Source organism: Acinetobacter sp. GW821-FHT01C12 (assembly GCF_059422625.1).
In genome coordinates this window covers 143413-167140 of sequence record NZ_JBWKXD010000008.1, presented here as the reverse complement: position 1 = coordinate 167140, position 23728 = coordinate 143413, and the positions used below count along the sequence as shown (strand labels likewise).

The 23728-nt window shown below is 39.3% G+C and carries 19 protein-coding genes and 3 tRNA genes; 8 read left to right on the top strand and 14 right to left on the bottom strand.

All coding sequences use genetic code 11. The features are described 5' to 3' along the window. Nucleotides 1–431: 431 nt before the first annotated feature. Together sodB and AC07WY_RS16725 are read right to left on the bottom strand one after the other, a co-directional pair. Entirely contained in the window at nucleotides 432–1058 is a 627-nt protein-coding gene (gene sodB / locus AC07WY_RS16730; RefSeq protein ID WP_494736773.1) for a superoxide dismutase SodB, read from the bottom strand. Nucleotides 1059–1278: 220 nt separating this feature from the next. Next, complete coding sequence (locus tag AC07WY_RS16725; protein ID WP_494736772.1) at nucleotides 1279–2037, bottom strand: Nif3-like dinuclear metal center hexameric protein; 759 nt, start codon at nucleotides 2035–2037, stop codon at nucleotides 1279–1281. Nucleotides 2038–2208: 171 nt separating this feature from the next. Between AC07WY_RS16725 and AC07WY_RS16720 the strand changes: the two genes are divergently transcribed. Further along, nucleotides 2209–3384, top strand: a complete 1176-nt coding sequence (locus tag AC07WY_RS16720) for a S1C family serine protease (protein WP_004722420.1) — start codon at nucleotides 2209–2211, stop codon at nucleotides 3382–3384. 194 nt (nucleotides 3385–3578) lie between these two features. On the opposite strand, the gene AC07WY_RS16715 is transcribed toward AC07WY_RS16720, so the two are convergent. The 3 genes from AC07WY_RS16715 to radA all read right to left on the bottom strand — a co-directional run bounded on the left by AC07WY_RS16715 (nucleotide 3579) and on the right by radA (nucleotide 7050). Further along, nucleotides 3579–3926 carry an EF-hand domain-containing protein gene (locus tag AC07WY_RS16715; protein ID WP_494736771.1) on the bottom strand — a complete coding sequence of 116 codons (348 nt, stop codon included), beginning with the start codon at nucleotides 3924–3926 and terminating at the stop codon, nucleotides 3579–3581. Between the two features lie 183 nt (nucleotides 3927–4109). Beyond that, nucleotides 4110–5111 carry a Tim44 domain-containing protein gene (locus AC07WY_RS16710; protein WP_494736770.1) on the bottom strand — a complete coding sequence of 334 codons (1002 nt, stop codon included), beginning with the start codon at nucleotides 5109–5111 and terminating at the stop codon, nucleotides 4110–4112. A 553-nt stretch (nucleotides 5112–5664) separates the two neighbouring features. Beyond that, the gene (gene radA / locus AC07WY_RS16705) at nucleotides 5665–7050 is read right to left on the bottom strand and encodes a DNA repair protein RadA (protein ID WP_004722416.1); all 1386 of its coding nucleotides are present in this window, start codon (nucleotides 7048–7050) and stop codon (nucleotides 5665–5667) included. Nucleotides 7051–7329: 279 nt separating this feature from the next. Here radA and AC07WY_RS16700 point away from each other — a divergent pair, with 279 nt between their 5' ends. The 5 genes from AC07WY_RS16700 to AC07WY_RS16680 all read left to right on the top strand — a co-directional run bounded on the left by AC07WY_RS16700 (nucleotide 7330) and on the right by AC07WY_RS16680 (nucleotide 11831). Beyond that, nucleotides 7330–8730 carry an amino acid permease gene (locus AC07WY_RS16700; RefSeq protein ID WP_004819689.1) on the top strand — a complete coding sequence of 467 codons (1401 nt, stop codon included), beginning with the start codon at nucleotides 7330–7332 and terminating at the stop codon, nucleotides 8728–8730. Nucleotides 8731–8885: 155 nt separating this feature from the next. After that, nucleotides 8886–9116 (top strand): hypothetical protein, encoded by a 231-nt coding sequence (locus AC07WY_RS16695; protein WP_262085301.1) that lies wholly within the window; start codon nucleotides 8886–8888, stop codon nucleotides 9114–9116. A 33-nt stretch (nucleotides 9117–9149) separates the two neighbouring features. Further along, complete coding sequence (gene lysA, locus AC07WY_RS16690; RefSeq protein ID WP_419334777.1) at nucleotides 9150–10394, top strand: diaminopimelate decarboxylase; 1245 nt, start codon at nucleotides 9150–9152, stop codon at nucleotides 10392–10394. 13 nt (nucleotides 10395–10407) lie between these two features. After that, the gene (gene dapF / locus AC07WY_RS16685) at nucleotides 10408–11253 is read left to right on the top strand and encodes a diaminopimelate epimerase (protein WP_004722412.1); all 846 of its coding nucleotides are present in this window, start codon (nucleotides 10408–10410) and stop codon (nucleotides 11251–11253) included. Nucleotides 11254–11402: 149 nt separating this feature from the next. Beyond that, nucleotides 11403–11831: a DUF7832 domain-containing protein gene (locus AC07WY_RS16680; RefSeq protein ID WP_419334776.1), complete on the top strand. Its 429-nt coding sequence runs from the start codon at nucleotides 11403–11405 to the stop codon at nucleotides 11829–11831. A 259-nt stretch (nucleotides 11832–12090) separates the two neighbouring features. On the opposite strand, the gene AC07WY_RS16675 is transcribed toward AC07WY_RS16680, so the two are convergent. The 3 genes from AC07WY_RS16675 to AC07WY_RS16665 form a co-directional block, all read right to left on the bottom strand. Continuing rightward, a complete protein-coding gene (locus AC07WY_RS16675; RefSeq protein WP_419334775.1) occupies nucleotides 12091–12468 on the bottom strand; it encodes a VOC family protein in 378 nt (125 codons plus the stop codon). 582 nt (nucleotides 12469–13050) lie between these two features. Then, nucleotides 13051–15480 carry an endopeptidase La gene (lon, locus tag AC07WY_RS16670; protein WP_004722406.1) on the bottom strand — a complete coding sequence of 810 codons (2430 nt, stop codon included), beginning with the start codon at nucleotides 15478–15480 and terminating at the stop codon, nucleotides 13051–13053. Between the two features lie 147 nt (nucleotides 15481–15627). Beyond that, nucleotides 15628–16212: a 5-formyltetrahydrofolate cyclo-ligase gene (locus tag AC07WY_RS16665; protein WP_096733461.1), complete on the bottom strand. Its 585-nt coding sequence runs from the start codon at nucleotides 16210–16212 to the stop codon at nucleotides 15628–15630. Between the two features lie 378 nt (nucleotides 16213–16590). Here AC07WY_RS16665 and AC07WY_RS16660 point away from each other — a divergent pair, with 378 nt between their 5' ends. Then, nucleotides 16591–17781 (top strand): putative solute-binding protein, encoded by a 1191-nt coding sequence (locus tag AC07WY_RS16660; RefSeq protein WP_224965497.1) that lies wholly within the window; start codon nucleotides 16591–16593, stop codon nucleotides 17779–17781. Between the two features lie 201 nt (nucleotides 17782–17982). After that, nucleotides 17983–18597 (top strand): YiiX family permuted papain-like enzyme, encoded by a 615-nt coding sequence (locus tag AC07WY_RS16655; RefSeq protein ID WP_419280126.1) that lies wholly within the window; start codon nucleotides 17983–17985, stop codon nucleotides 18595–18597. Nucleotides 18598–18682: 85 nt separating this feature from the next. Here AC07WY_RS16655 and AC07WY_RS16650 read toward each other — a convergent pair. From AC07WY_RS16650 to AC07WY_RS16625, 6 genes are all read right to left on the bottom strand, one after another. Continuing rightward, nucleotides 18683–18758 (bottom strand) — tRNA-Glu (locus AC07WY_RS16650). Nucleotides 18759–18800: 42 nt separating this feature from the next. Continuing rightward, nucleotides 18801–18876, bottom strand: a tRNA-Glu gene (locus AC07WY_RS16645). Between the two features lie 133 nt (nucleotides 18877–19009). Then, a complete protein-coding gene (locus tag AC07WY_RS16640) occupies nucleotides 19010–19909 on the bottom strand; it encodes a lipase family protein (protein WP_494736769.1) in 900 nt (299 codons plus the stop codon). Between the two features lie 131 nt (nucleotides 19910–20040). Continuing rightward, nucleotides 20041–21465, bottom strand: coding sequence for an amino acid permease (locus tag AC07WY_RS16635; protein WP_034618380.1), 1425 nt, complete (start codon nucleotides 21463–21465; stop codon nucleotides 20041–20043). A 335-nt stretch (nucleotides 21466–21800) separates the two neighbouring features. Further along, nucleotides 21801–21876, bottom strand: a tRNA-Glu gene (locus AC07WY_RS16630). 271 nt (nucleotides 21877–22147) lie between these two features. Then, a complete protein-coding gene (locus AC07WY_RS16625) occupies nucleotides 22148–23575 on the bottom strand; it encodes an amino acid permease (RefSeq protein WP_105713078.1) in 1428 nt (475 codons plus the stop codon). Nucleotides 23576–23728: the final 153 nt, after the last annotated feature.

The following is a 23728-nucleotide window of genomic DNA, read 5'->3' as shown; positions in this document are numbered from 1 at the left end:
CTCCAACCTGGGCTCGAACCAGGGACCTGCGGATTAACAGTCCGTCGCTCTACCGACTGAGCTATTGGAGAATCTGATGCGCATTTTATGGATGAAAGCCAAAGTGGTCAAGTGAAATGATAAGAAAAAAGTCTTAAATGTTTTTTTATTGTCCGAATTTAAAGAGTTTGTATATATATTGATTATTTTTAAAGTTTTCCAGCTCTTTAATCGAGATCAAATGATTATAAGTGGTTAAATTTTATTGCAGTTGCAGAAGAGTGCATAGGATCTGAATGGCGCTAAGCATCGCATAACTATAAAAGATTTTTATTGGATCTGCTTTTACTGTGTAATTAGGATTGATCATATTTGAATTGAAAAAATTGAATCGCATAAAAAAGCCATTCTAATCAGAATGGCCTTTTATACAAAAATAAAATGCTTAGATCTTATTTTTCAACACCAGCTTCTTGACCGGCATATTTCGCGTTTGCATAGTCCCAGTTTACAAGGCTTTCTAAGAAAGTCGAAATGTATTTAGGACGAGCATTACGGAAGTCGATGTAATAAGCATGTTCCCAAACGTCAATTGTAAGTACCGCTACTTTGCCATGTGCAAGTGGAGTATCTGCATTTGAAGTTTTAAGAATAGAAAGCTCGCCATCTACTTTATCAGCAACTAACCAAGCCCAACCTGAACCGAATTGAGTTGTTGCAGCAGCAGCGAATTCTTCAGCGAATTTTTCGTAAGAACCAAAAGCTTCATCAATTTTAGCAGCTAAAGCGCCAGTTGCTTTACCGCCGCCGTTTTTAGCCATACAGTTCCAGTAGAATGTGTGGTTCCAAACTTGTGCAGCGTTGTTGAATACACCTGCTTTAGAAGCATCGCCAGCAACAGCAACAATGATCTCTTCTAAAGTTTTACCTTCAAGATCAGTACCCTTGATTAAGTTGTTTAAGTTTACAACATAAGTATTGTGGTGCTTGTCATGATGGAATTCTAAAGTTTCTTTGCTGATGTGCGGCGCAAGATCTTCATAGCCGTATGGTAAAGCAGGTAAAGTAATGGTTGTCATGTTTTAAATTCCTTGCATTTAGCTGGGTTTTAACATTAAGTGGCTTTATTGTAATGGATTCTTTCAACAATTGTGCAAGATGTTAAATAACAATACACAATTTATTTCGATTTAATACGTATATAGAAAATCTAAAAAGTACATCGCATTTTTATGGAAAAGTGTCTAATCGGCAGAGCAATATTTGCCAAAAAATACGCTACTTTTTTTAAGATAGCGCTTAAATCGGGTTGTTGAGTTCGAAATAAATAGCATCAATATTGAACTGTTCAGCGATCGCTTGAGCAAGTTGTTGAACACCATAGCGCTCTGTTGCATGGTGACCACATGCATAGTAATGCACATCTAACTCTTTGGCTTCATAAAAAGTACGCTCGCTGACTTCACCTGAAATATAGGCATCACAATTCATCGCTGCCGCTTTGCCAATAAAATCCTGTGCTCCACCTGTACAGAAGCCGACTTTTTGAATCAATGATTTTTCTGCATTGAGATGAATAGTATCAAAGCCTAATTTTTCAGTAAGAATGTGTTTAAAATCTTCTGGTGAGATCGGGTTTTTTAAATAACCAATATTACCAATCGGATTGCGTTCGCTTGGGTCTAAAGCTTCAGTGTTTTCCAGCCCAAGGATTTTGGCAATCATTGCATTATTCCCCAGTGTTGGATGCGAATCCAAGGGGAGGTGGTATCCAACAAGTGAAATATCATTTTGGATTAATGCTTTGATTCGTTTGCCACGCATGCCTGTGATTGGATAGGGTTCACCTTTCCAGAAATAGCCATGATGAACCAAGAGCAGATCTGCTTGTTGTGCAATCGCTGCATCAATCGCATCCTGTGATGCGGTGACTGCACACAGGATTTTTTTTACTTCAGATCGTCCTTCGATTTGTAATCCATTGGGTGCGTAATCTTTAAATTCATGTGATTTTAAGGTTTGATCACACCACTGGATGATATCTTTGAGTAAAGCCATGAATAACCTTTATTTAAATGAAGTGTGTTAAGAACATCAAAACATATTTTAAATTGTAACTAAAGCTGAACAAAACTCTTTGTGTTTTTTATGTTTCTTGATTGATTTGCTTTACAATATACAAATTGCTTTTGCATCAACGAATTAAAAAATTCTTAGAGGAATAAAAACGTGCGGCGTTCATTTACTTGGCTCCCTTGGGTTTTACTGATACTGGTTATTATTTGTTTTGTGGTTTGGCAAAAACTTCAACAGCCCAAAGCACCGATTGCTGCTGATGGTGTGAAGATGCCTGCTGAGAAAGTTGAGCCTTTGGTCAATACATCTCGAACGGGTGGTGTAGTGTCCTATAGTGCTGCTGTTAAGGTTGCAGCACCAGCAGTGGTCAATATTTTTACCACTCAAAAAGTAAAACAAAATCATCCATTGCTCAATGATCCTGCGTTTAGAGAGTTCTTTGGAAATCAGATCCCTGAACAAAATCAAAACCAGAATGAAAACAGTTTAGGTTCTGGAGTGATTGTGCGTCCAGATGGTTATATTTTGACAAATAACCATGTGATTGCTCAAGCAGATCAAATCGTTGTTGCCTTGCAAGATGGTCGCCGTGCAGAAGCCACTGTAATCGGAACGGATCCTGATACAGATTTGGCTGTGATCAAAATTGAATTGAAAGAATTACCTGTCTTGCCATTTAAATTGAGTGGCAATGAAGTCGGTGATGTTGTGTTGGCAATAGGAAACCCCTTTGGTGTCGGGCAAACGGTAACGCAGGGGATTATCTCTGCGACAGGTCGTTCTGATCTCGGTATCAATACTTACGAAGACTTTATTCAGACCGATGCAGCCATTAACCCAGGTAATTCGGGTGGTGCATTGATTGATGTGGCTGGGAATTTGATTGGTGTTAATACTGCGATCTTCTCACAGTCAGGTGGTTCGTTGGGGATTGGCTTTGCCATTCCTGCCAAAATCTGTCAGCAAATTTTAAATTCGATTTTAAAAGATGGTCGTGTGATTCGTGGATGGATGGGCATTAGCTTAGTTCCCCCAACGCAAGCGGATGTATTACAACCGCGTCAACCAGGTGTTGTGGTTGCTGATGTATTGAAAAAAGGTCCTGCGGCGGAAGCGGGGATTAAAGTGGGCGATCGTATTGTTAAAGTGAATAATGAAGATATTACTTCAACCTCACATTTAATTAATTATGTTGCGCTCCAAGCACCAAATACCGATATTCAAGTTGAAGTCATCCGTGGCGAACAAACCGTCAATCTCACGGTTAAAGTGGGTGAGCGTAAAGTTCAAAGTGCTGACTCACAATTTATCCCTTTACCACGACGTTAAGTCTTACCAAAATTTTAGCCCTGATGAATCAGGGCTTTTTTATTTGAGATTACGTATTTGAATGACTTTATCAATGTTGGCGAATAGAGCGTTCGTAGTTGTTGATTCATATCGGCATGCGATAACGACTGCATGTATGATTAAATGAATTAAAAAAGCAAAAACAGTTTAGGGTATATATGTTGAATGTTCACTTACCAAAATTTCCACCAAGCTTTATCAGGCCAATTGGCACAGGGATTAGGTAATAGACTATGGATTGCACCAACTTCTTCATCTGAGAGCTTTGCATCTTTATTTTTATCTAAGAATTTAAATAATTTAATGTTTTTATCTTTGCCTTGAAACTGTCTGTCATCTGGCCATGGGAGTGGATCAAAGTCTTTGACTTTTAAGAACTCATTGAGTTCAAAGGTATCATTCTTATTTAAATCATAGGTCTTATGAAAATTTTCCCAGTCTAAAGAAGCTGGCTCACAGGCAAAGCTAAAGCTTGAAAGTGCACTGCAACTGAGAATTAGACTATAGATTATTTTATTCATTTGTTTTATTCCATTTTTTTAATTAGCTTTGATTATAAAGACAAAGTAATTTTAAACGAATGGCTGCATCTCAACAAAACTATTTCCGTCTCGATTTAATTTATTCGATAGAAAATACTATATTTTTAAAACAAAAAACAGTGCCGAAGCACTGTTTCTTAATTGCAATAAAACGCTATTCAATTAACTTTCTTGTTGAATTCCAGCAACTAACCAATCTTGAGTAGACCCTGCTGGTTTAACAAAGTGCCATACTTCTGAGAACGGTACAGGTTGACTATTTAAGTCTTCGCTGACAGTTCCTGTAAAACGAACACTCACCACGTATTGTCCATTTTCTGTTGCACTATCCAATACCAATGCATTTAAGTTTGAAAACTCAGCCACATCTTGATCTTGGTTTGCCATGATATCGCTGTACATTGACTGATAAAGATCAGCTGTTAAATAGCGTTGAATTTCAGCAATATTGCTCACTGAGTTCATTGACTGAATATGGTTAAAGCGTTGACGAGCAATACGTAAGAAAGCAGCAGGTTCAGTTCCATCTGGAAGTTGATTGCCGCTTTGCATTGACGCTGCGCCAAACGGTGCTTGTGTTGCAGTACCACCATTGACAGACTGACCAAAAATATTGGTCGCGTCGTTTGAACTACGTGCCGTATTGTTTTGCCCAAATGGCGCAGATGTTGGACCTGTGCTATTTGGTGCATATGGATTATTGCTGGCTAATTTTTTTTTTGCGCCGAATTTACGGAACAAGAAGAATGCAGCACCTGCGATCAGGATTAACCAGATCCAGCTTGGAATTCCACCTTTTTTCTCTTCTTGTTGAGCAGCTGCTTGTTGTTTCGCTAATTCAGCATCATTGGTTTGTGCTTGGGCATTACCATTATGATCATCAGCCATTGCATTTGCCGCAATCGCACCTACTGCTGCACCTGCAACACCAGCAGCAACCATTTTACCTACACCAGAACCTGATTTTTGTTGACCAGGTTGAGCAGGCGTTGGTTGTTGAGCAGGCGTAACTTGTCGAGGTTGAGAATAAGACTGACTTGAACTCGAAGAACGGCTCATGCCATGGCTTTTACCACCACCTGCACGTTTTGCTTCAGCCAAAGGTGCTACAGCCAAAGTTGCCATTAAAATACCTGCGACCAAGCCGCGCTGTCGAACTTCCATTGAATCTACCTATATTAAAAAATATGTTGATGAATATGAGTGCAAGCACATTACTGTAATTGCTTTTCATAGTTCTCTTTATGCAGTCTTTTTAAGAGAATTTCAATGTTTTTAAGATTTATTTGCACATATATTCACATAAACATAACGAATATATTGCTGGGTTTTTAAAGTCCAATACGGATTTTCTAATCTATTGAAATAATTAAAACTATCAATTTAAAAAGGCTTTTATCATATCGGTGGAATTGTGCTGTGATATATAAATTTAGTGTGGCAATTTATATTAAAAATTCTCATGATTTAATGGATAATTTATAGCGTGTAGTACCCAGCCTTTACCTTTAAATTATTTGAATAAATATTGATCGATCAATCCGTTATAAAAATGATTAAAGCAAAACTGTTGTTTCAACTTTAGTCAGACATTTAATTTTTATTGAATCTGTGAGGGTTCATTTAATGAGGGAGGAGAGGCAAATTTTATTTAAGCCATCTATCAAAGCAAGCTTACTTCCTTGTAAAGCTTGGTCCTATTTTATAAATGGGATGCTTAGACTTCATCACTCAATTGCATGGCTTCTGTTAATGCTTCATGCAGTCGAGCCACTGCAATAATTTGTACACCTGCAATAGGCTTTTGTGGTGCATTGCCTCTAGGTACGATGATGTATTTAAAACCATGTTTTATGGCTTCTTTTAAGCGTTCTTGTCCATTGGGAACAGGGCGTATTTCACCCGATAATCCCACTTCACCAAACACAGCCAATTGTTGTGGTAAAGCTTTAGAGCGTAAACTTGAAGCACAGGCCAAAAGTACCGCAAGATCAGAGCCTGTTTCGGTAATTTTTAAGCCACCCACGACATTGACATAAACGTCCTGTCCAGAGGTCTGTACACCACCATGACGATGCATGACCGCAAGCAACATATTTAAGCGGTTTTGTTCTAAACCCAGTGCGACCCGTCGCGGTTGTCCATGTGCGTCATCAACCAGTGCTTGAACTTCAACCAATAATGGACGTGTACCTTCACGACTGATCATCACCACTGAACCGGGAATCGCTTCATCATAACGACTTAAAAAGATGGCAGACGGATTGGCGACTTCTTTTAAGCCCTTATCTGTCATGCCAAATACACCAAGTTCATTGACCGCACCAAAACGGTTTTTGACAGCACGAATCATACGGTAACGGGAGTCAGATTGCCCTTCAAAATACAGTACGCAATCGACCATATGTTCAAGTACACGTGGACCTGCCAAGGCACCTTCTTTGGTGACATGACCAACAAGAAATAACGCTGTACCACTATTTTTTGCAAATCGAGTCAATAGTGCTGCTGACTCACGAATTTGCGAAACACCGCCGGGAGCAGATTGTAAGGTTTCGGTATATAAGGTTTGGATTGAATCTAGGATGGCAACAGCAGGGCGCAATTGTGCGAGGGTATCACAAATTCGTTCTACACACGTCTCTGCCATGACTTGTAATTTATCGGTAGCTAAGTCAAGGCGATTGGCACGTAAAGCCACTTGTGAAAGTGATTCTTCCCCTGTGACATAGAGCGCTGAATTCTTCGCAGCAGCCATATGTGTTGCGGTTTGCAACAGAATCGTTGATTTACCAATACCGGGGTCACCCCCGATCAAGACAACAGAACCTGTGACTAAACCACCACCAAGTACTCGGTCAAACTCGCCTATACCCGTAGCTAAACGTGTTTCATTGGACACGGTAATCTGGTTAAGCAAGGTGACATTGGCTGCTTGTCCAGCATACCCACCGCCCATAGGTTTGGCACGATGTGATACGACAGGTTCAATTCGCACTTCAGTCAGAGAATTCCATTCACCACAGTCTGAACATTGACCTGCCCATTTTGGATGGTCTGTACCACATTGTTCACAACGATAAACAGTTTTGACTTTGCCCATTTTGAGTGCGTTCACCTTTTGAATGATGTGCTGAATGTACCAATAGCGCCATTGAAATACAATTTTTTGCTTAACATCTCGCCAAAAACTATTTTGGCACGTAAACTGCAAATCGAAGGAACGGTAAAAATAAGAAAGGTAAGGGATAGTCGTTTGACTATTAAATAAGCTAAAAGATGAAAAAACTTAGATATTTTAAGTATTCATTGAAAAAGGCTTTTTTATTTTTTTTGTTTTAAGCTACTTTTGTACAACGAAATCTGAGAGAAGAATATAACAATGTCAAATGAAAACCTCAGTTCTTCTGCGGAAACAGGTGAACTAGCTAGAAGTTTATCGAATCGTCATCTACAATTAATTGCAATTGGTGGTGCGATTGGTACAGGCTTATTTATGGGTTCAGGGAAGACGATCAGTCTTGCGGGACCATCCATATTATTTATTTACATGATCATTGGTTTGATGGTTTTTTTCGTCATGCGTGCGCTTGGTGAACTGCTACTTTCAAACTTGCAATACAAGTCATTTATTGATTTTTCAACAGATTTGATCGGACCATGGGCCGGCTATTTTGTCGGATGGACTTATTGGCTGTGCTGGATCACTATTGGTATCGCAGATCTATCTGCAATTATCTATTACTTACAGTTCTTCAATAATGGGGTGCCCTTTACCCCAACTGAAGGGGCAATGATCAGTGTTGCCGCAATCTTCTTTATTTTAGGGTTGAACTTAGTCACAGTAAAACTGTTTGGTGAATTGGAATTCTGGTTTGCACTGATCAAAATTATTGCCATTGTGGTGTTAATTTTGGTGGGTTTCTGGATGATTTTTACTGGCTTTACTTCGGCGGCAACAGGTCAAGTGGCGTCATTTACTCATCTTTGGGATCATGGGGGAATGTTCCCGAAAGGCTTTGAGGGATTCTTAGCAGGCTTCCAAATTGCCATATTTGCTTTTGTCGGTGTTGAACTTGTTGGTACCACCGCAGCAGAAACCAAAGATCCAGAGAAGAACTTACCTAAAGCAGTTAACTCAATTCCAATCCGTATTATTTTCTTCTATGTATTGGCGTTAGTGATTGTTATGTCAGTTACACCATGGAATATGATTGATCCTAAAGTTAGCCCATTTGTGAACTTGTTTAGTCAAGCGGGAATTGCTGCGGCTGCAATCATTATGAACTTGGTGGTCCTTTCTTCTGTAATGTCTTCAATGAACAGTGGTGTATTCTCAACAAGTCGTATGCTGTTTGGTCTTTCTCGCGAAGACCAAGGTCCTAAAGCATTTGGTCTGTTAAATAAACGTGCAGTTCCAGCGAATGCTTTGTATTTCTCTGGTGTATGTCTATTGGGTGGTGCGGCATTACAATATTTCGTTCCAAACACAGTCGAAGCATTTACTTTAGCAACTACGCTGTCCACGATCTTGTTTATCTTGGTATGGATCATTATTTTGTGGAGTTACTTGGTGTACTACAAAACACGCCCAGAACTTCATGCAAAATCAGTGTTTAAATTACCTGGTGGACCGATTACTTGTTATATCGTGATCATTTTCTTTGTTGGTACGATTGGTATTCTTGCATTAGAACCAGATACAATGAAATCATTGATGGTCAGTCCGATCTGGCTCATTATCCTTGCGATTGGTTATTTCTGTTTTTATAAGAAAAAATAGTCATTAACGATTTCAATGATATTGATAAGAAAACGTCAGTAATTTACTGGCGTTTTTTTTATTCTCATTTTAAGCTTTAAGGCTTCCGCTTTGGTCTATATTTTAGATTCAAGGTATAAGGTATACTGACGAAAATTTTGGAAATAGGTGAACAAATGCGTTTTGCAATTTGTGGCATCGGTTTAGTTTTAGCAAGTGTGGTGTTGGTGGGTTGTGGTCAATCAGGCAATTTGCAGTTGGCAAACAGTCAAGACTATGACAAACGTGCCAAATATTTGCTCTATTCAAAAGATGCCAATAAAGCTGCCCAAAGCAAGGCAAAAGTGCAAGATCAGACAGCCATTGCAGATCAATCTGTGCCAGCGTCTCAAGCCACTTCAAACTAAACCTAATTACACTTTCATTGAAAGGATAGATTCATGAGTTTCTCCCGCATTCATGGGGTATTGCATGCAGAGCAATGTTCTTTAGATCAACTCGCGCAGCAATATGGCACACCGCTTTATGTTTATTCAAAGGCAACTTTTGAAAAGCATTATTTGGATATGGATCAGGCATTTAGCTTTATCGATCATCAAATTTGTTTTGCGGTGAAGTCAAACTCAAATCTTGCGGTATTGAATGTATTGGCAAAATTAGGCTCAGGCTTTGATATTGTCACAGGTGGTGAGCTTGCGCGAGTCCTTGCCGCAGGTGGAGATGCTACAAAAATCGTATTCTCAGGTTTAGGCAAACAAGAAGCAGATATTCAAAAAGCACTAGAAGTGGGGATTGCATGCTTCAATGTGGAATCTCATGCTGAGCTTGATCGTATCCAGAAAGTTGCGGCAGGTTTAGGTAAAAAAGCTCCGATTTCGTTACGGGTAAACCCAGATGTAGATGCGAAAACCCATCCTTATATTTCGACAGGTCTAAAAGAAAATAAATTTGGTATTCCATCAGATTCAGTTTTTGAAACCTATCAATATGCGGCGTCTTTACCCAACCTTGATGTGATTGGGATCGATTGTCACATTGGTTCGCAATTAACAGAAACACAACCTTTCGTAGATGCGCTTGACCGCGTCATTATGATGATTGCAAAATTAAAAGAATTGGGCATCCAGCTGAAACACATCGATATTGGTGGCGGTTTAGGGGTGACCTATAAAGATGAAACACCGCCAAGTGTTGCAGAATATGCCAACGCAATGCGTCCAGCTTTAGAGAAATTAGGCTTAAAAGTCTATATGGAACCGGGGCGGAGTATTTCAGCAAATGCTGGAGTATTGGTGACGAAAGTTGATTTGTTAAAACCAACCAATCATCGTAATTTCGCAATTATTGATGCTGCAATGAATGACTTGATTCGTCCATCACTTTACCAAGCGTGGATGGACATTCAAGCTGTGGTATCGCGTACAGATATTGAAGCGAAAACTTGGGATATCGTGGGTGCCATTTGTGAAACAGGAGATTTTCTCGGTAAAGAACGTGAACTTGCCATTCAGGAAAATGACAATCTTGCTGTTTTAGGCGCAGGTGCGTATGGTTTTGTTATGAGTTCAAATTATAACAGCCGTGGTCGTGCTGCTGAAGTCATGGTCGATGCTGACCAATCGTATGTGATTCGTAAGCGAGAAACCATTGAATCACTTTGGGAAAATGAAAGCTTATTGCCTTAAGGAGCCATTTTAAATGTTATTAGAATTTACCAAAATGCATGGTCTGGGCAATGACTTTATGGTGGTTGATTTAATCAGCCAGCGTGCATTTTTCGATGCAATGACCATTCGCCGTTTGGCTGATCGTCATTTCGGGATTGGTTTTGATCAACTGTTAATTGTTGAACCACCAGATTTTCCCAATGTTGATTTTAAATACCGTATTTTCAATGCTGATGGTTCAGAAGTAGAGCAATGCGGCAATGGCGTACGTTGTTTTGCACGGTTTGTTTATGAACGTCAGTTGACCAATAAAAAACGTTTTAAAGTTCAAACCAGCGCTGGTATTGTTGAACCTGAGTTGGGTGAAAATGGTTGGGTGCGTGTCAACATGGGCTATCCAAAATTTTTACCCAATGAGATTCCATTTCTTGCAGAAGAACCAGATGCATTGTATGACATTGCATTGCAAGATAATGAATTGCTGACCATTGATGTGGTCAATATGGGCAATCCACATGCAGTGACAATCGTTCCCGATGTTTTAACTGCAGATGTTGCCAAAATTGGTCCTCAAGTGGAAGCACATGCACGTTTTCCGCAACGAGTAAATGCAGGCTTTATGCAAATTGTTGATGAAAAGCATGCGCGCTTACGTGTATTCGAACGTGGTGTGGGCGAAACGATGGCATGTGGTACAGGCGCTTGTGCAGCCGCAGTCTCTGGAATGCGTCGTGGCTTACTTGCCAATAATGTAGAAATTGAGTTGGCTGGTGGTAAATTACAAATTGAATGGAAAGAAGGCGATGTGGTTTGGATGACAGGGCCGACTGCAACCGTTTATGAAGGTCGTTTAGATTTACGTTATTTCCAAGGTTGATCTGCTTTATTTTACAGTTTAGCGCAAAGCCCTGAATTAATTTCAGGGCTTTTTTATCTCTAACGGCTTAGTTTTTGGATTAAAAAATATAAAATAAGTGTTTATACTGTTTAAAGATCTCAATAAATAATCACAAGGAAAAATAAATAATGGCAATAGATCGTATTGATTGGCATGGCGAATCCGCAGAGCAAGCAGGCTTTCCATATGAAAATGGTGGGACACATATTGGAATTTATTTAGCTTGGATTATCAATAACCAATTGGAAGGTGAGTTTCACCAAGAAGAAAGTGCCGATGAATTAGAACAAGTACGTACACGTCAAATGACTGGACGACAGTTTTTGATCAATATGTGTGATGAAAAATTTTGGGAAGAAGATTTAAATGAACAAGGCTTTGAATTTACCCAAGCCTATTATGAGAGCCATCAATATTTTAAAGATTATGATGAAATCTTAGTTGATGCTAAAGGTTTGACAGATACCTATGCTGTGGATGATACATGGGAGAATTATGATTTGATGGCAGTCGTGATTAGTCAAAAATATGCACAATGGCAGCAGAACCGATCATAAGTCTAGGCGCTTTAAGTCAATAAATCGTTTTTCTGGGATAAGCTTTTGTAATCAGCTCTAAGTTACCCATAAAAAAACACAGTCCAAAATGGGTAGGACTGTGTTTTAACGTTGATCTGTCTGGAGACCAAATCGACGTTAAGTAACCACACTTACAGCGCGTATACTTGTATAATTTATATATGAGGATGTTCGTATATTTTTCAACCAGCTTAGTTGCCAATTTTAAATTACCAGCAGTCGTTGAGTTCACTTACTACTAATTCATTGAATGAATACCAAAGATATTGCCTTCAGTATCAATGGCTAAAACAATATGCCCATGAGGCCCAATCGACATTTTTGTTTGATGAACTTGACCACCAGCGGCTGCAACTCGGGCTTCTTCAATGGCACAATTCTCACTACTAAAATAGACAATTGTACTGTTTCCACCAGCAGAAATGCCTTCCATTTTAACCAATGAGCCTGTTGCGCCGTATTGGTTCATATCCGATGGAAATGTCCACATTTCCACCGATGAATCGTTTGGATCACTAAGTAAACTCAGCTCAACACCAATCACCGTTTGATAAAATAATTTTGCCCGTGCCATATCATTGACATAGATTTCGAACCAACATACTGGATTTGACATAAACGTGTCCTTTTATTTTGCTGTTATCAGTTTTATAACCATACATGGCTGTATTTATAAGCTTAAGGGCAGTTGAGCCTTTAAACTCTATTTTTAGACTTTATTGTGATTAGCTTATGACAAACTTAACTCAAGAGCAGCTGTATTTTGTAAATAAGTTTATTTTTTAATCAATATTCCAAGAAAAACTTAAAGAAATAATAGGGTCTGTTGACAATTCGTCTATGTTTGCGACGACGTGTGTTTTTTAGGCGATACTAGGCGCGAAATACGAAATTTAGTCATTCTAAATGAGTAATTCGTAACGACGTAGCGGCAAAAAACACTCTAGTCCCCCGCTGCGCCTTGCGCTGCAAACAAAGCAGTGCTTTGTTCTTGCTCAGGGTTGTGGCTAAAATTATCTCAGCCTACGTTATGAAACTCGAAAATAGTCTCGCTATTCTCTTCGTTTCCTGCTTTACGACGTATACGTCTCATGCTCAATTTTAACCTACAACGCAAGCCATTTATGAAATGTCAACAGACCCTTGATTATAAACATAAAAAAAGAACGCCGAAGCGTTCTCTTTTTCGATCATTGGATCAATGACGTGCAGCTTTTTTGCCTTCATCAACCGCTTTAACGATTGGTGCTTTGACCAATGGCGTAGGTTGTTCAACCAAAGCAAGTGGAAGAATCTCATCGATGCTTTTCACTGCTTTAATTTCCAAACCATCTTTCACGTTCTGAGGAATTTCAGCTAAGTCACGAACGTTTTCTTGTGGGATAAACACCAGTTTAACGCCACCACGATGTGCTGCTAAAAGTTTCTCTTTTAAGCCACCAATACGCATTGCTCGGCCACCTAAGCTGGTTTCACCTGTCATTGCAATATCAGGACGAATTGCAATCCCTGTGAATGCTGAAACCAGAGCAGTGGTTAATGCTAAACCTGCAGATGGTCCATCTTTCGGTGTCGCACCTTCAGGTAAGTGAACGTGTACGTCAGTTTCTTCAAAACGAGAAGCTTCAATACCCAATTCATCAGCACGTGTACGAACTACAGTCATTGCCGCAGTAATCGATTCTTTCATTACATCACCGAGTGAACCCGTGGTAATAAATTTACCTTTACCTTTTACAGCTGCAACTTCGATGGTCAGTAACTCACCACCGACAGAAGTCCATGCCAAGCCATTTACACGACCCACTTGAGCTTCTTCTTCCGCCATACCATAATCAAATTTATGCACACCTAAATATTCAGGTAAGTTTTCAGCAGTGACATCAATATGTAAGTTTTTCGCTTTCTTACTGACTGATTCTTTCACCACTTTACGTGCAATCTTCGATACTTCACGTTCAAGGCTACGTACACCAGCTTCACGGGTATAACGACGGACAATGTCACGAATCGCTTCTTCATGAACAGTCAGTTCTTTGCCACGTAAACCATTGTTCTTGATTGCTTTTGGAACAAGATAACGATCGGCAATATTGACTTTTTCGTCTTCGGTATAACCCGGCAAACGAATTACTTCCATACGGTCTAATAAAGCCTCAGGAATATTCATGCTGTTTGCAGTACAGATAAACATCACTTCAGACAAATCAAGATCAAGATCTAAGTAGTGATCGTTAAACTTGTTGTTCTGTGATGGATCAAGTACTTCAAGCAGGGCAGAAGCTGGATCACCACGATAATCCTGTGCCATTTTGTCCACTTCGTCGAGCAAGAACAGTGGGTTCTTAACGCCAACTTTGGTCAATGACTGCACAATTTTACCCGGCATCGCACCAATATAGGTACGACGATGACCACGAATTTCTGCTTCGTCACGGACACCACCGAGTGCCATACGAACGAATTCACGACCAGTTGCTTTGGCAATTGATTCCCCGAGTGAGGTTTTACCGACACCAGGAGGACCAACTAAACAAAGGATTGGACCTCGAAGTTTTTTCACGCGTGATTGAACTGCTAAGTATTCAACAATACGTTCTTTGACTTCATCCAAACCATAGTGGTCTGTATCTAAAATTTCCTGAGCTTTTGCTAAGTTAATGCTGACTTTGCTGGCTTTATTCCAAGGCGTATCTAAAATAGCCTCAATATAGTTGCGCACAACAGCAGCTTCACTTGACGCAGGTTGCATTGCTTTGAGTTTACGGAATTCATTTTCAGCTTTTTTACGCACATGTTCAGGTAAATCAGCTTCCGCTAAACGTTTTTCAATTTCAGCAACATCATCTTCCGCACCACCATTCATATCGGAAAGTTCACGCTGAATGACTTTCATCTTCTCATTGAGGAAGTATTCGCGTTGGTTCTTTTCCATTTGGCGTTTTACAGAGTCATGCAATGTTTGCTCAATCTGTTGTTCTTCAGATTGTTGCAATAAATAAGTCATCAGCTCTTGTAAGTGTGCTTCAAACTCATCGTGCTCTAGGAATTTTTGTTTTACATCGATATTTAAAGGTACACGGGTTGCAACAAAGAACAACAATTGTAATAAATCGTCGATTTTATTTGCTGCTGCAATCAATTCACGTGCATTACGTAATTTGGCTTCTGCATACTGTGAAAACAGTGCACGTAATTCTTCTACACGTGTTGCTTGAGTATCTTTATCTACAGATATTGTCATTGGGCTTAATGCATGTTCAGCCGATAAGTATTCATCATTGTCGATGATTTCAACCAACTTAGAACGATGTAAGCCTTCAATCAGTACCTTGATACAGTTTTCATCATTTTCATGATTCACAACTTGTACAATCTTTGCGACGGTACCATATTGATATAAGTTGTCGTGATCAATTTCTTCTGTAAGCGAATCTTTTTGCGCAACTACAAATACTAAATTGTCACTGTTACGAGCCACATCAACTGCATTGATCGATTTTTCACGACCCACAAATAGCGCAATTTGCATATGTGGGTACACAACCACGTCACGCAACGCTAAAAGCGGTAATACACTTGGAACCTGTGGCTCTAAGTTTTCTTGATTCATAATAATCTCAGACATGGGCACTCCTAATGAGTGACAACGGTGTTGCCATGTTTTTTATAGTGATGTGTATTTCAAAAATTACAAGGGCTTTGCCAAATAAAAAGTTTAAAAAATCGCAACTATTTGATTAACAAATAAACCAATTTGCATTTATTGGTCAATTTAGCGGCGAAAATAATAGGTTTTTGCTGGGGTAATTAAACTATCTAAGGGCTGATCCCACGGATTTCTTTTAAGCTCGTGGGTGAGCAACTGGAAATCATGGGCTAAACCAAGCCGATGTGGGCGGTGTGTAGCTGATGCAAGCGTTCGATCATAGAAACCGCCTCCCATACCCATACGACTACCTTTTAAATCACAAGCCAATAAAGGCATGATCACCAGATCGAGTATTGAAATATGTTTAGCACGACTTGCCATAGGTTCTAACATCCCAAGACGATGTAAAGAAAAGCGTCGATTGCGAAACTGCCGATTTGATATTTTGACCCAAACCAGTTTTTTGTTCATATTGCAGATCATGGGCAAATACACGGTTTTTCCAATCGCACAGCAATATTCGATAAGCAATTTGGTTTGAATTTCACCAAAAGCATCTAAATATAATCCGATTTTCTGCGCATTGAAAAAATGGCGATGGCGTAGCATCTGTTTAAAGCATTGCAATTCAATGACCATTTGTTGATTGCGGGTCAGCTTTTGTCGTTGTTGTCTTAAAGATCTACGCAGTTGTGAATTTTGATCCATGTTCTGAATGCTAAAACTAAACTGTTGCCAGTATACAATGAATTGATAAACAGCATTTATAAGGAAATGATTAAGATGTTATTTTGATTATCTTTTATTCAACAGAGTTTGCGATAAATGGGCAGTTTTAAGCTATTATTCTAATCGTTTGATAAAACAAGATTAAATATTGATGTTCTACATTTTAATTCCAGAGTATCTATTCTGACAAATGTAGGATTTTGCTCAGTCAATTGCAAATGGAAGCACTTCAATTAGGCTGAGAAGAAATTCACGTGAGTGATGATTATGGATAAGCACGAAAATAAACAGGAAAACACCATGCAAAGTCAGCTAAAACAACAATCTCATACCTTGTCACGACGGTTTGTTATCTCAATGCTTGCATTGGCAAGCAGTTTACCGCTAATGAGCTATGCCGCTCCAGCAGCGCCAAAACTGGATCTTGAGTTATCTGCACATTCAAAGAATAAAATTAAAACCTTAATGAATGATCCAAAAGTTTGGCAACAGATTCCCAAAACAGTCACGCTGTGTGTGTATTCTCCTGATGGCGCCAATAGTGAAGCTTTTGAACAAGCGACCAGTTATATCAGTGAATTGCCACGAATTACACAGATTGCTAAGGAATTTGGGGTGGATATGAAAATTACCCGTCCAACCAAATTGTCGATGCATATTGATTTAAATTATCCAAAATTAAAGAAAACCGCATCTACGGATATTAATTTAAGAGTTTATACCGATGAGCGTGTATTGACTGAGGATTTCCGCAGTAAACGCTGTGATGGTGCTGGAATCAGTAACATTCGTGCACGTCAGTTTAATCCGTTTGTTGGCAGTATTGATGCCATTGGGGCAGTACAAAACTATAAGCAATTAACCACTGTGATCCAGTTACTTGCACGGCCTGAGTACGATGCAAAAATGGTCAATCGTGATTATGAAGTGGTGGGGATTGTTCCTTTAGGTGCTGCGTATATTATGGTCAATGATCGCCGTATTGATACCTTATCAAAAGCAGCAGGGAAAAAAGTGGCGGTCATGAACTTTGACGGTACTCAAAAGAAGTTGGTGCAAAATGTTGGTGCACAACCTGTTTCTGTTGATCTATTAACTGTGGGGGGAAAGTTTAATAACAAAGAAGTCGATATTATGGCGGGGCCTGCTTTGTTATTTAAGCCTTTAGAATTGAAAAAGGGTATGACTGATAAAAATGGCAATGTGGTCGGTGGTATTATTCGCTTTCCTTTGATACAGGTCACAGGCACATTAATCATGCATCGGAATAAGTTCCCTGCAGGTATGGGACCAATCGCACGGGAAATGATTTCTAAACAACTCAGCCCAGCATTTCAGTTTGTCGATAAACTAGAGCGAGAAGTTCCAGATAAATATTGGTTTGATATTCGTGAAGCAGATAAACCGGGCTATATCAAGATTATGCGTGAAGCACGTATTCAGATGACCAAAGAAGGCTTCTATGACCCAACAATGATGAAAATTTTGAAAAAGGTTCGATGTGGTCAAACCCCAAGTAGTTTTGAATGTGCTTTAAATGATGAATGATTGGGTTTTGCTCTTGTCTTGATGAGGTATATAAGTCAAAAGCAAAATCACAAACAGCTGATGTTTTTGATTTGAATTAAAAGCTAAAGGAGCAAAATGAAAGTTTATTTTGCTCCTTTTTTATTGCAAAGTTTAGGCAATGCTTTACTACTCTGTTAGATTAAATCCAAGATAAAGAAGATCAAAATTAAGATTTAAATGATGTTAAGAAAACCGTTCAAACTCTTGTTGCTGACAGTGTTGTTTTACGTTAACTCGATATATGCCGCACAGTATCAGACAGGGGATATTATTTTTCATACTTCTAAATCTGCACAAAGTCTTGTGATTCAAAAAGCCACCCATTCGCCATATAGCCACATGGGAATGATCGTGATGAAACAAGGTCAAGCTTTGGTTTTGGAGGCGATTCAGCCTGTGAAATATACACCGCTTCAACAATGGATCAATCGCGGTGTAAATAAAGCCTATGTCGTAAAGCGTTATCAACCTCAATTGACTGCAGAGCAACAACACAAGTTAGTCAAACAGGCCGAGACTTATTTAAATAAACCCTATGATGTTTATTTTGAATGGAATGATGACGCAATTTATTGCTCTGAAATTGTATGGAAAGCTTATCAATACGCTTTAGGAATAGAATTGGCGCCCTTGGAAAAATTACAAAGTTTTGATCTCACAGATCGAAGTGTTAAAGCACTTATGCAACAACGCTATGGACAGCATATTCCATTGCAAGAAACTGTGATTGCGCCAAGTGCAATTTTTAATTCAAAGAAATTGAAAATGGTTGACTCGGTTGCTGGTTTGAATTGATTGGAAATATAGTGGGCATAAAAAAACCTGAGTCATGATGCTCAGGCTTTTTATAAGAAGCGGTATATACATACATTCTTGAATGTGGCGACCCTACGGGGATTCGAACCCCGGTTACCGCCGTGAAAGGGCGATGTCCTAGGCCTCTAGACGATAGGGTCAATAAATTGAGGCAGACACTTGAAACTAAACCATTAAATTAATGGCGACCCTACGGGGATTCGAACCCCGGTTACCGCCGTGAAAGGGCGATGTCCTAGGCCTCTAGACGATAGGGTCGTTTCAGAGGTGGGCGTATATTAGGGCGAATACAGGCAGGTGTCAAACTTTTTTCCACAATAAAAACTGAAATTGCGTTTATGTGGATAAAAACAAAGCAATATGAGCAAAGTGGTTAAAATTAAGACCATTATTACGGCTTGGGGTACACAATGGGATCTAAAATATTTTGAATCACCGCAGGATGTTGTAAATAGCCCGCGATTTGATGAGGAGTATGAATAAATGTTGAAATCGCGGTATTTAAAATTGCGGGTTGAAAGTCAAAGGGTGCATTGATCAAAGGGAAAGCGGTTAAAAAATCATCTGGAGAATAGAAATTATGCCAATCACCATTTAGACAATTTGGTCTTTTGATTGGTGGCGTTAGTTTAGACTGAATCACTTTAAAGGCGAGTGGTGAGCCTAAGGTAATAAAGCGTTGTATCTGATAGTTTGCTTGTAGTTGTTGTAACAGATTATAGGCAATCACGGTTCCTAAAGAATGCGCAACAATAATATGCGGTTGATCGGGTTCTAAGCTGGCCAATATCCGTTGATGGACTTCATCCATAAACTGAGGATTGGCGAGGTATAAATAAGTTTCGATCAGAAATTTATGAATCAAACTTTCATGAAGTTTTGGAAAATTATTTAAAATTAAAGAGAACTCTTTAAGCGCCTTATCTTTTAACAATTGCGAAGCCAAATACAAGCGTTTAGACAGTTTTAAGTCATGCTCAGGCATGAAGTAGGGCAGTATTGGAATTGCGGGAGCGACATTTAAAGTTGTCGTGGCTGGCGTTGTTGTATGTTTATGAAAGTGAAAGTTTACCCATGATTTAGGCAGAAAGCTTTCTAAGTCAAAGCGATTGCTTAATTGGTGTTTACTGATTAAATCGCCATAAAAAGCCAAGCGAATATCTAATTGTGCTGTTGAAATAGGCAGTTTAAGTTCATCGATTCCCTGCTGAAGAATATCAATCCAATGCTGTTTTAAACTCTCAGCATTATAATTCTGTTGGTTCATACCATGAATAAAAATAATCTTCATTGGGGTTTTTATAGATTGTTATGTTTAGCTATTAAATTACGAGTTTAAACTGATTTTGACTATCTATGAATGTACAAAAAGTGTAGCCAATGGCTACACTTTTTGTTTAGGCATGATCAGTTAGATGTTGTTTAGGGTTGTGATTGATCTTTATATAAAAATGCGTAGCTGATATAGCAAATGGCAATAAAGATTAAACAACAAATAAAGCCCACCACCATCTCAGGGTCAAATACCATACTGATACAGGTAATTAAACAGAAGATAAAACCTAAGATCGGCACAATTGGAAACAATGGTGCAGCAAAGCCTAATTCAGCTTTGGTATGACCTTGTTTGTACCATTGACGTCTAAAATTAAACTGGCTCAGACAAATACTCATCCACACTACAACCATGGTAAACGCAGCCACACCTAACAAGTTTTTAAAAATAGTCTCAGGTGCAAATTGCTCTGAAAGCAGACCAGGTAACGCACCGAACATGGTGACAATCACCGCAATATATGGAATACCACGTGCATTGACCCTAGAAAACAATGCTGGAAGCTGTTTCTTGGCTGAGAGCGACCACATCATACGTGATGCAGCAAATAGCCCTGAGTTGGCAGCAGACAACAACGCAGTGATGATCACAAAACGGATAATGTCTTCTGCGTATGGAATACCAATATGATCAAATACGGTGACAAATGGGCTGCTACTGACCCCTTCAGCATGTAATCCTGCCATTTGGTGAGGGAGTAGTGCACTAATGACAATGATCGTACCGACAAAGAAAATCAATAAACGCCAAATAGCAGTATTGATGGCTTTAGGCACATTTTTCGCAGGATCTTCAGTTTCACCCGCAGCAACGCCAATCAACTCAGTACCAGAGAAGGCAAAGTTCACGATTAACATGGTGGTGAAGATTGGGAATAGACCTTGTGGGAACCAGCCTTCATCGGTCAAATTACTAAATAACGGTGCTGAAGTATGCCCCTGATAATTTAAAATCCCAAAAATTGCCAAGAGACCAAAAAGAATAAAGGCAATTACCGTGATGACTTTAACCAAAGAGAGCCAGAACTCAGATTCGGCAAACCATTTGGTTGAGCTCATATTTAAGCCAAACACGATTGCTGCAAAAATCAGCGTCCATAACCACATCGAGATATGCGGAAACCATTCTTGCATTAACAAAGCCGCAGCAGTAAATTCAGTGCCTAGTGTTGCTGACCATGTTAGCCAATACAGCCAAGTAACGGTGTATCCTGTACCTGGACCAATGTATCGTTGTGCATAAGTACCAAACGAACCAGACTCAGGCATATGAACCGCAAGTTCACCTAAGCACAGCATCACCATATAGGCAATTACACCGCCGAGGATGTAAGAGATAATGGCACCAATCGGACCGGTTTGTGAGATTACTTCACCAGAACCTAAAAAAAGCCCTGTACCGATTGCACCACCAAGCGAAATCATCACCAAGTGACGAGTACTCATTGCTCGTTTGAGTGGTGAAGAATTAGATGATACCTGAGCATCATTTTGATTTGGTGATGACTGCATAAGCTTCAGATGGAAATAAAACAAGAAGCGCGCTATTTTAGCCCAATTCATAAATAGTGCAATGATTGAGTGTTGCTAATGCTCAATAAGCAATACTATAAATCACCGTGATTTTATGGTTTTTATAAATAAATATTTAAATCAATTGTTTATATTTAACTCTGCACTGATTATTTTAAATTAAAAATTCAGATTATTGATGAAAAAACAATCTTTTAAATATGAGCGGATGGTGGTTTTTAACTGCTTTAAAATACGATAGATATAAAAAAGCCTGAGTCGTATTGCTCAGGCTTTTTTACGAGAAAGTTTTATGTTAGAAACAATCTCAAATATGGCGACCCTACGGGGATTCGAACCCCGGTTACCGCCGTGAAAGGGCGATGTCCTAGGCCTCTAGACGATAGGGTCGTAATGAGGTGATGCGTATATTAAGGATAAAAGATATTTTTGTCAAAATGGATTTATCGAAAAAGCGTCTAACTGATGAATCTATAAGCGAATCATCATGTATTTGTTTTTAATTTAGCCATAAAGCTATTTTTTGTTTTTTAGAAGAATCCAAATCAAATAAAAACGGCTTGATTCATATATGGATCACTGAAAAATGATGCTATTGGTTAAAAGTCCAAAATAGAAAAGCCCGTATGAATACGGGCTGATCAGTGATTTACAATGCGACTTAATTTTTCTGATGATAAAGCCAGTAATAAGTTGCATAACATGCTGCCATAAACACTAAACAACCAATAAAGCCAGAAAGCATTTCCGGATCTGCTGCCATACTTAAACCGGTTGCGGTACAGGTAATAAAGCCAAGAATTGGTACAACGGGATACCATGGCGTTTTAAATTTTAAATCAGCTAGTGTTTTACCGCTGGCCAGCCATTTACGACGGAAATTAAACTGACTCCAGCAAATACTCATCCACACGATAACCATGGTAAATGCTGCTACACCGAGTAAGTTTTTAAAGATCACATCTGCGCCAAATTGCTCCGACAGTAAACCGGGTAAACCCCCAATCATGGTCACAAAAATTGCAACAACAGGGGTACCTGATTTGGTCAGTTTGGAAAAAACTCGAGGTAATTGTTTTTGAATTGAAAGCGCCCACATCATACGAGATGCCGCATATAGGCCTGAATTTGCAGTGGACAAAAGCGCTGTAATGATCACAAAACGCATGATGTCTTCTGCGTAAGGAATTCCAATCAAGTTAAAAACAGAAACAAAGGGACTATTACTGATCCCTTCACCATGCGCGGCTAGGCCAGCATCTTGATAGGGCAATAATGAACTGATGACAATAATGGTGCCGACAAAGAAAATCATTAACCGCCAAACCGCAGCATGAATTGCTTTTGGGACATTTTTTTCAGGATTTTCAGTTTCACCAGCCGCAATCCCAATCATCTCAGTACCATTAAAGGCAAAATTTACAATCAGCATGGTGGCAAAAATAGGAAATAAACCATTGGGTAACCAACCATGTGCGGTTAAATTACTGAATAAGGGTGCAGTTTCATGACCATGAAAGGGGATTAACCCAAATATTGCGGTTAGGCCGAGTAAGATAAATACCAATACCGTTGCAACTTTAACAAAAGACAACCAAAACTCTGACTCTGCAAAAAAGCGTGTTGAGGTTAGATTGGAAATCAAGACGGCAACAATAAAGACCAAGGTCCATAACCAGATGGAGGTTGTTGGAAACCATTCCTGCATCAGCATGGCTGCCGCTGTAAATTCAGTCCCCAAGGTGGCAGACCAGCCAAGCCAGTACATCCACGACACCATGTAACCTGTACCCGGTCCAATATTTTTAGCTGCAAAAGCACCAAAAGATCCAGTCACAGGTTGATTGACCGCAAGTTCGCCTAAGCACAGCATTACCATATAGGCAATTAAACCACCGATAATATAGGCAATCACTGCACCAATCGGCCCAGCTTGTGCAATCACTTCACCTGAACTTAAAAATAAGCCAGTACCAATCGCACCGCCTAATGACAACATGATCAGGTGGCGTTTGGTCATGGATCTTTTTAAGACAATAGTTTGCCCATCAGCGACAGTGTGCTGATTCGATTGATCAGGTGATTGCATATTTGATGTCATTGAACTTTAAAGAGATATTTTAGATTAAAATGCCAAAATTGACAAAATAAAATAAGCCATCAGCTTCTAAAGTCTAAAGAAAAGGGATGGAATAAAATAATTGAATCAAGAAGATCAAAAAAGAGAGAAAGAAATTATAAA

Bases quoted from the DNA above. Each gene is read 5' to 3' on its own strand.
- AC07WY_RS16725 (WP_494736772.1), bottom strand. From the start codon at position 2,037: ATGGCTTTACTCAAAGATATCATCCAGTGGTGTGATCAAACCTTAAAA.
- AC07WY_RS16665 (WP_096733461.1), bottom strand. From the start codon at position 16,212: ATGGATCAAAATTCACAACTGCGTAGATCTTTAAGACAACAACGACAA.
- AC07WY_RS16635 (WP_034618380.1), bottom strand. From the start codon at position 21,465: ATGCAGTCATCACCAAATCAAAATGATGCTCAGGTATCATCTAATTCT.
- AC07WY_RS16675 (WP_419334775.1), bottom strand. From the start codon at position 12,468: ATGTCAAATCCAGTATGTTGGTTCGAAATCTATGTCAATGATATGGCA.
- AC07WY_RS16715 (WP_494736771.1), bottom strand. From the start codon at position 3,926: ATGAATAAAATAATCTATAGTCTAATTCTCAGTTGCAGTGCACTTTCA.
- AC07WY_RS16695 (WP_262085301.1), top strand. From the start codon at position 8,886: ATGCGTTTTGCAATTTGTGGCATCGGTTTAGTTTTAGCAAGTGTGGTG.
- AC07WY_RS16710 (WP_494736770.1), bottom strand. From the start codon at position 5,111: ATGGAAGTTCGACAGCGCGGCTTGGTCGCAGGTATTTTAATGGCAACT.
- radA (WP_004722416.1), bottom strand. From the start codon at position 7,050: ATGGGCAAAGTCAAAACTGTTTATCGTTGTGAACAATGTGGTACAGAC.
- AC07WY_RS16680 (WP_419334776.1), top strand. From the start codon at position 11,403: ATGGCAATAGATCGTATTGATTGGCATGGCGAATCCGCAGAGCAAGCA.
- dapF (WP_004722412.1), top strand. From the start codon at position 10,408: ATGTTATTAGAATTTACCAAAATGCATGGTCTGGGCAATGACTTTATG.
- lysA (WP_419334777.1), top strand. From the start codon at position 9,150: ATGAGTTTCTCCCGCATTCATGGGGTATTGCATGCAGAGCAATGTTCT.
- AC07WY_RS16625 (WP_105713078.1), bottom strand. From the start codon at position 23,575: ATGCAATCACCTGATCAATCGAATCAGCACACTGTCGCTGATGGGCAA.
- lon (WP_004722406.1), bottom strand. From the start codon at position 15,480: ATGTCTGAGATTATTATGAATCAAGAAAACTTAGAGCCACAGGTTCCA.
- AC07WY_RS16640 (WP_494736769.1), bottom strand. From the start codon at position 19,909: ATGAAGATTATTTTTATTCATGGTATGAACCAACAGAATTATAATGCT.
- AC07WY_RS16660 (WP_224965497.1), top strand. From the start codon at position 16,591: ATGCTTGCATTGGCAAGCAGTTTACCGCTAATGAGCTATGCCGCTCCA.
- AC07WY_RS16700 (WP_004819689.1), top strand. From the start codon at position 7,330: ATGTCAAATGAAAACCTCAGTTCTTCTGCGGAAACAGGTGAACTAGCT.
- sodB (WP_494736773.1), bottom strand. From the start codon at position 1,058: ATGACAACCATTACTTTACCTGCTTTACCATACGGCTATGAAGATCTT.
- AC07WY_RS16655 (WP_419280126.1), top strand. From the start codon at position 17,983: ATGTTAAGAAAACCGTTCAAACTCTTGTTGCTGACAGTGTTGTTTTAC.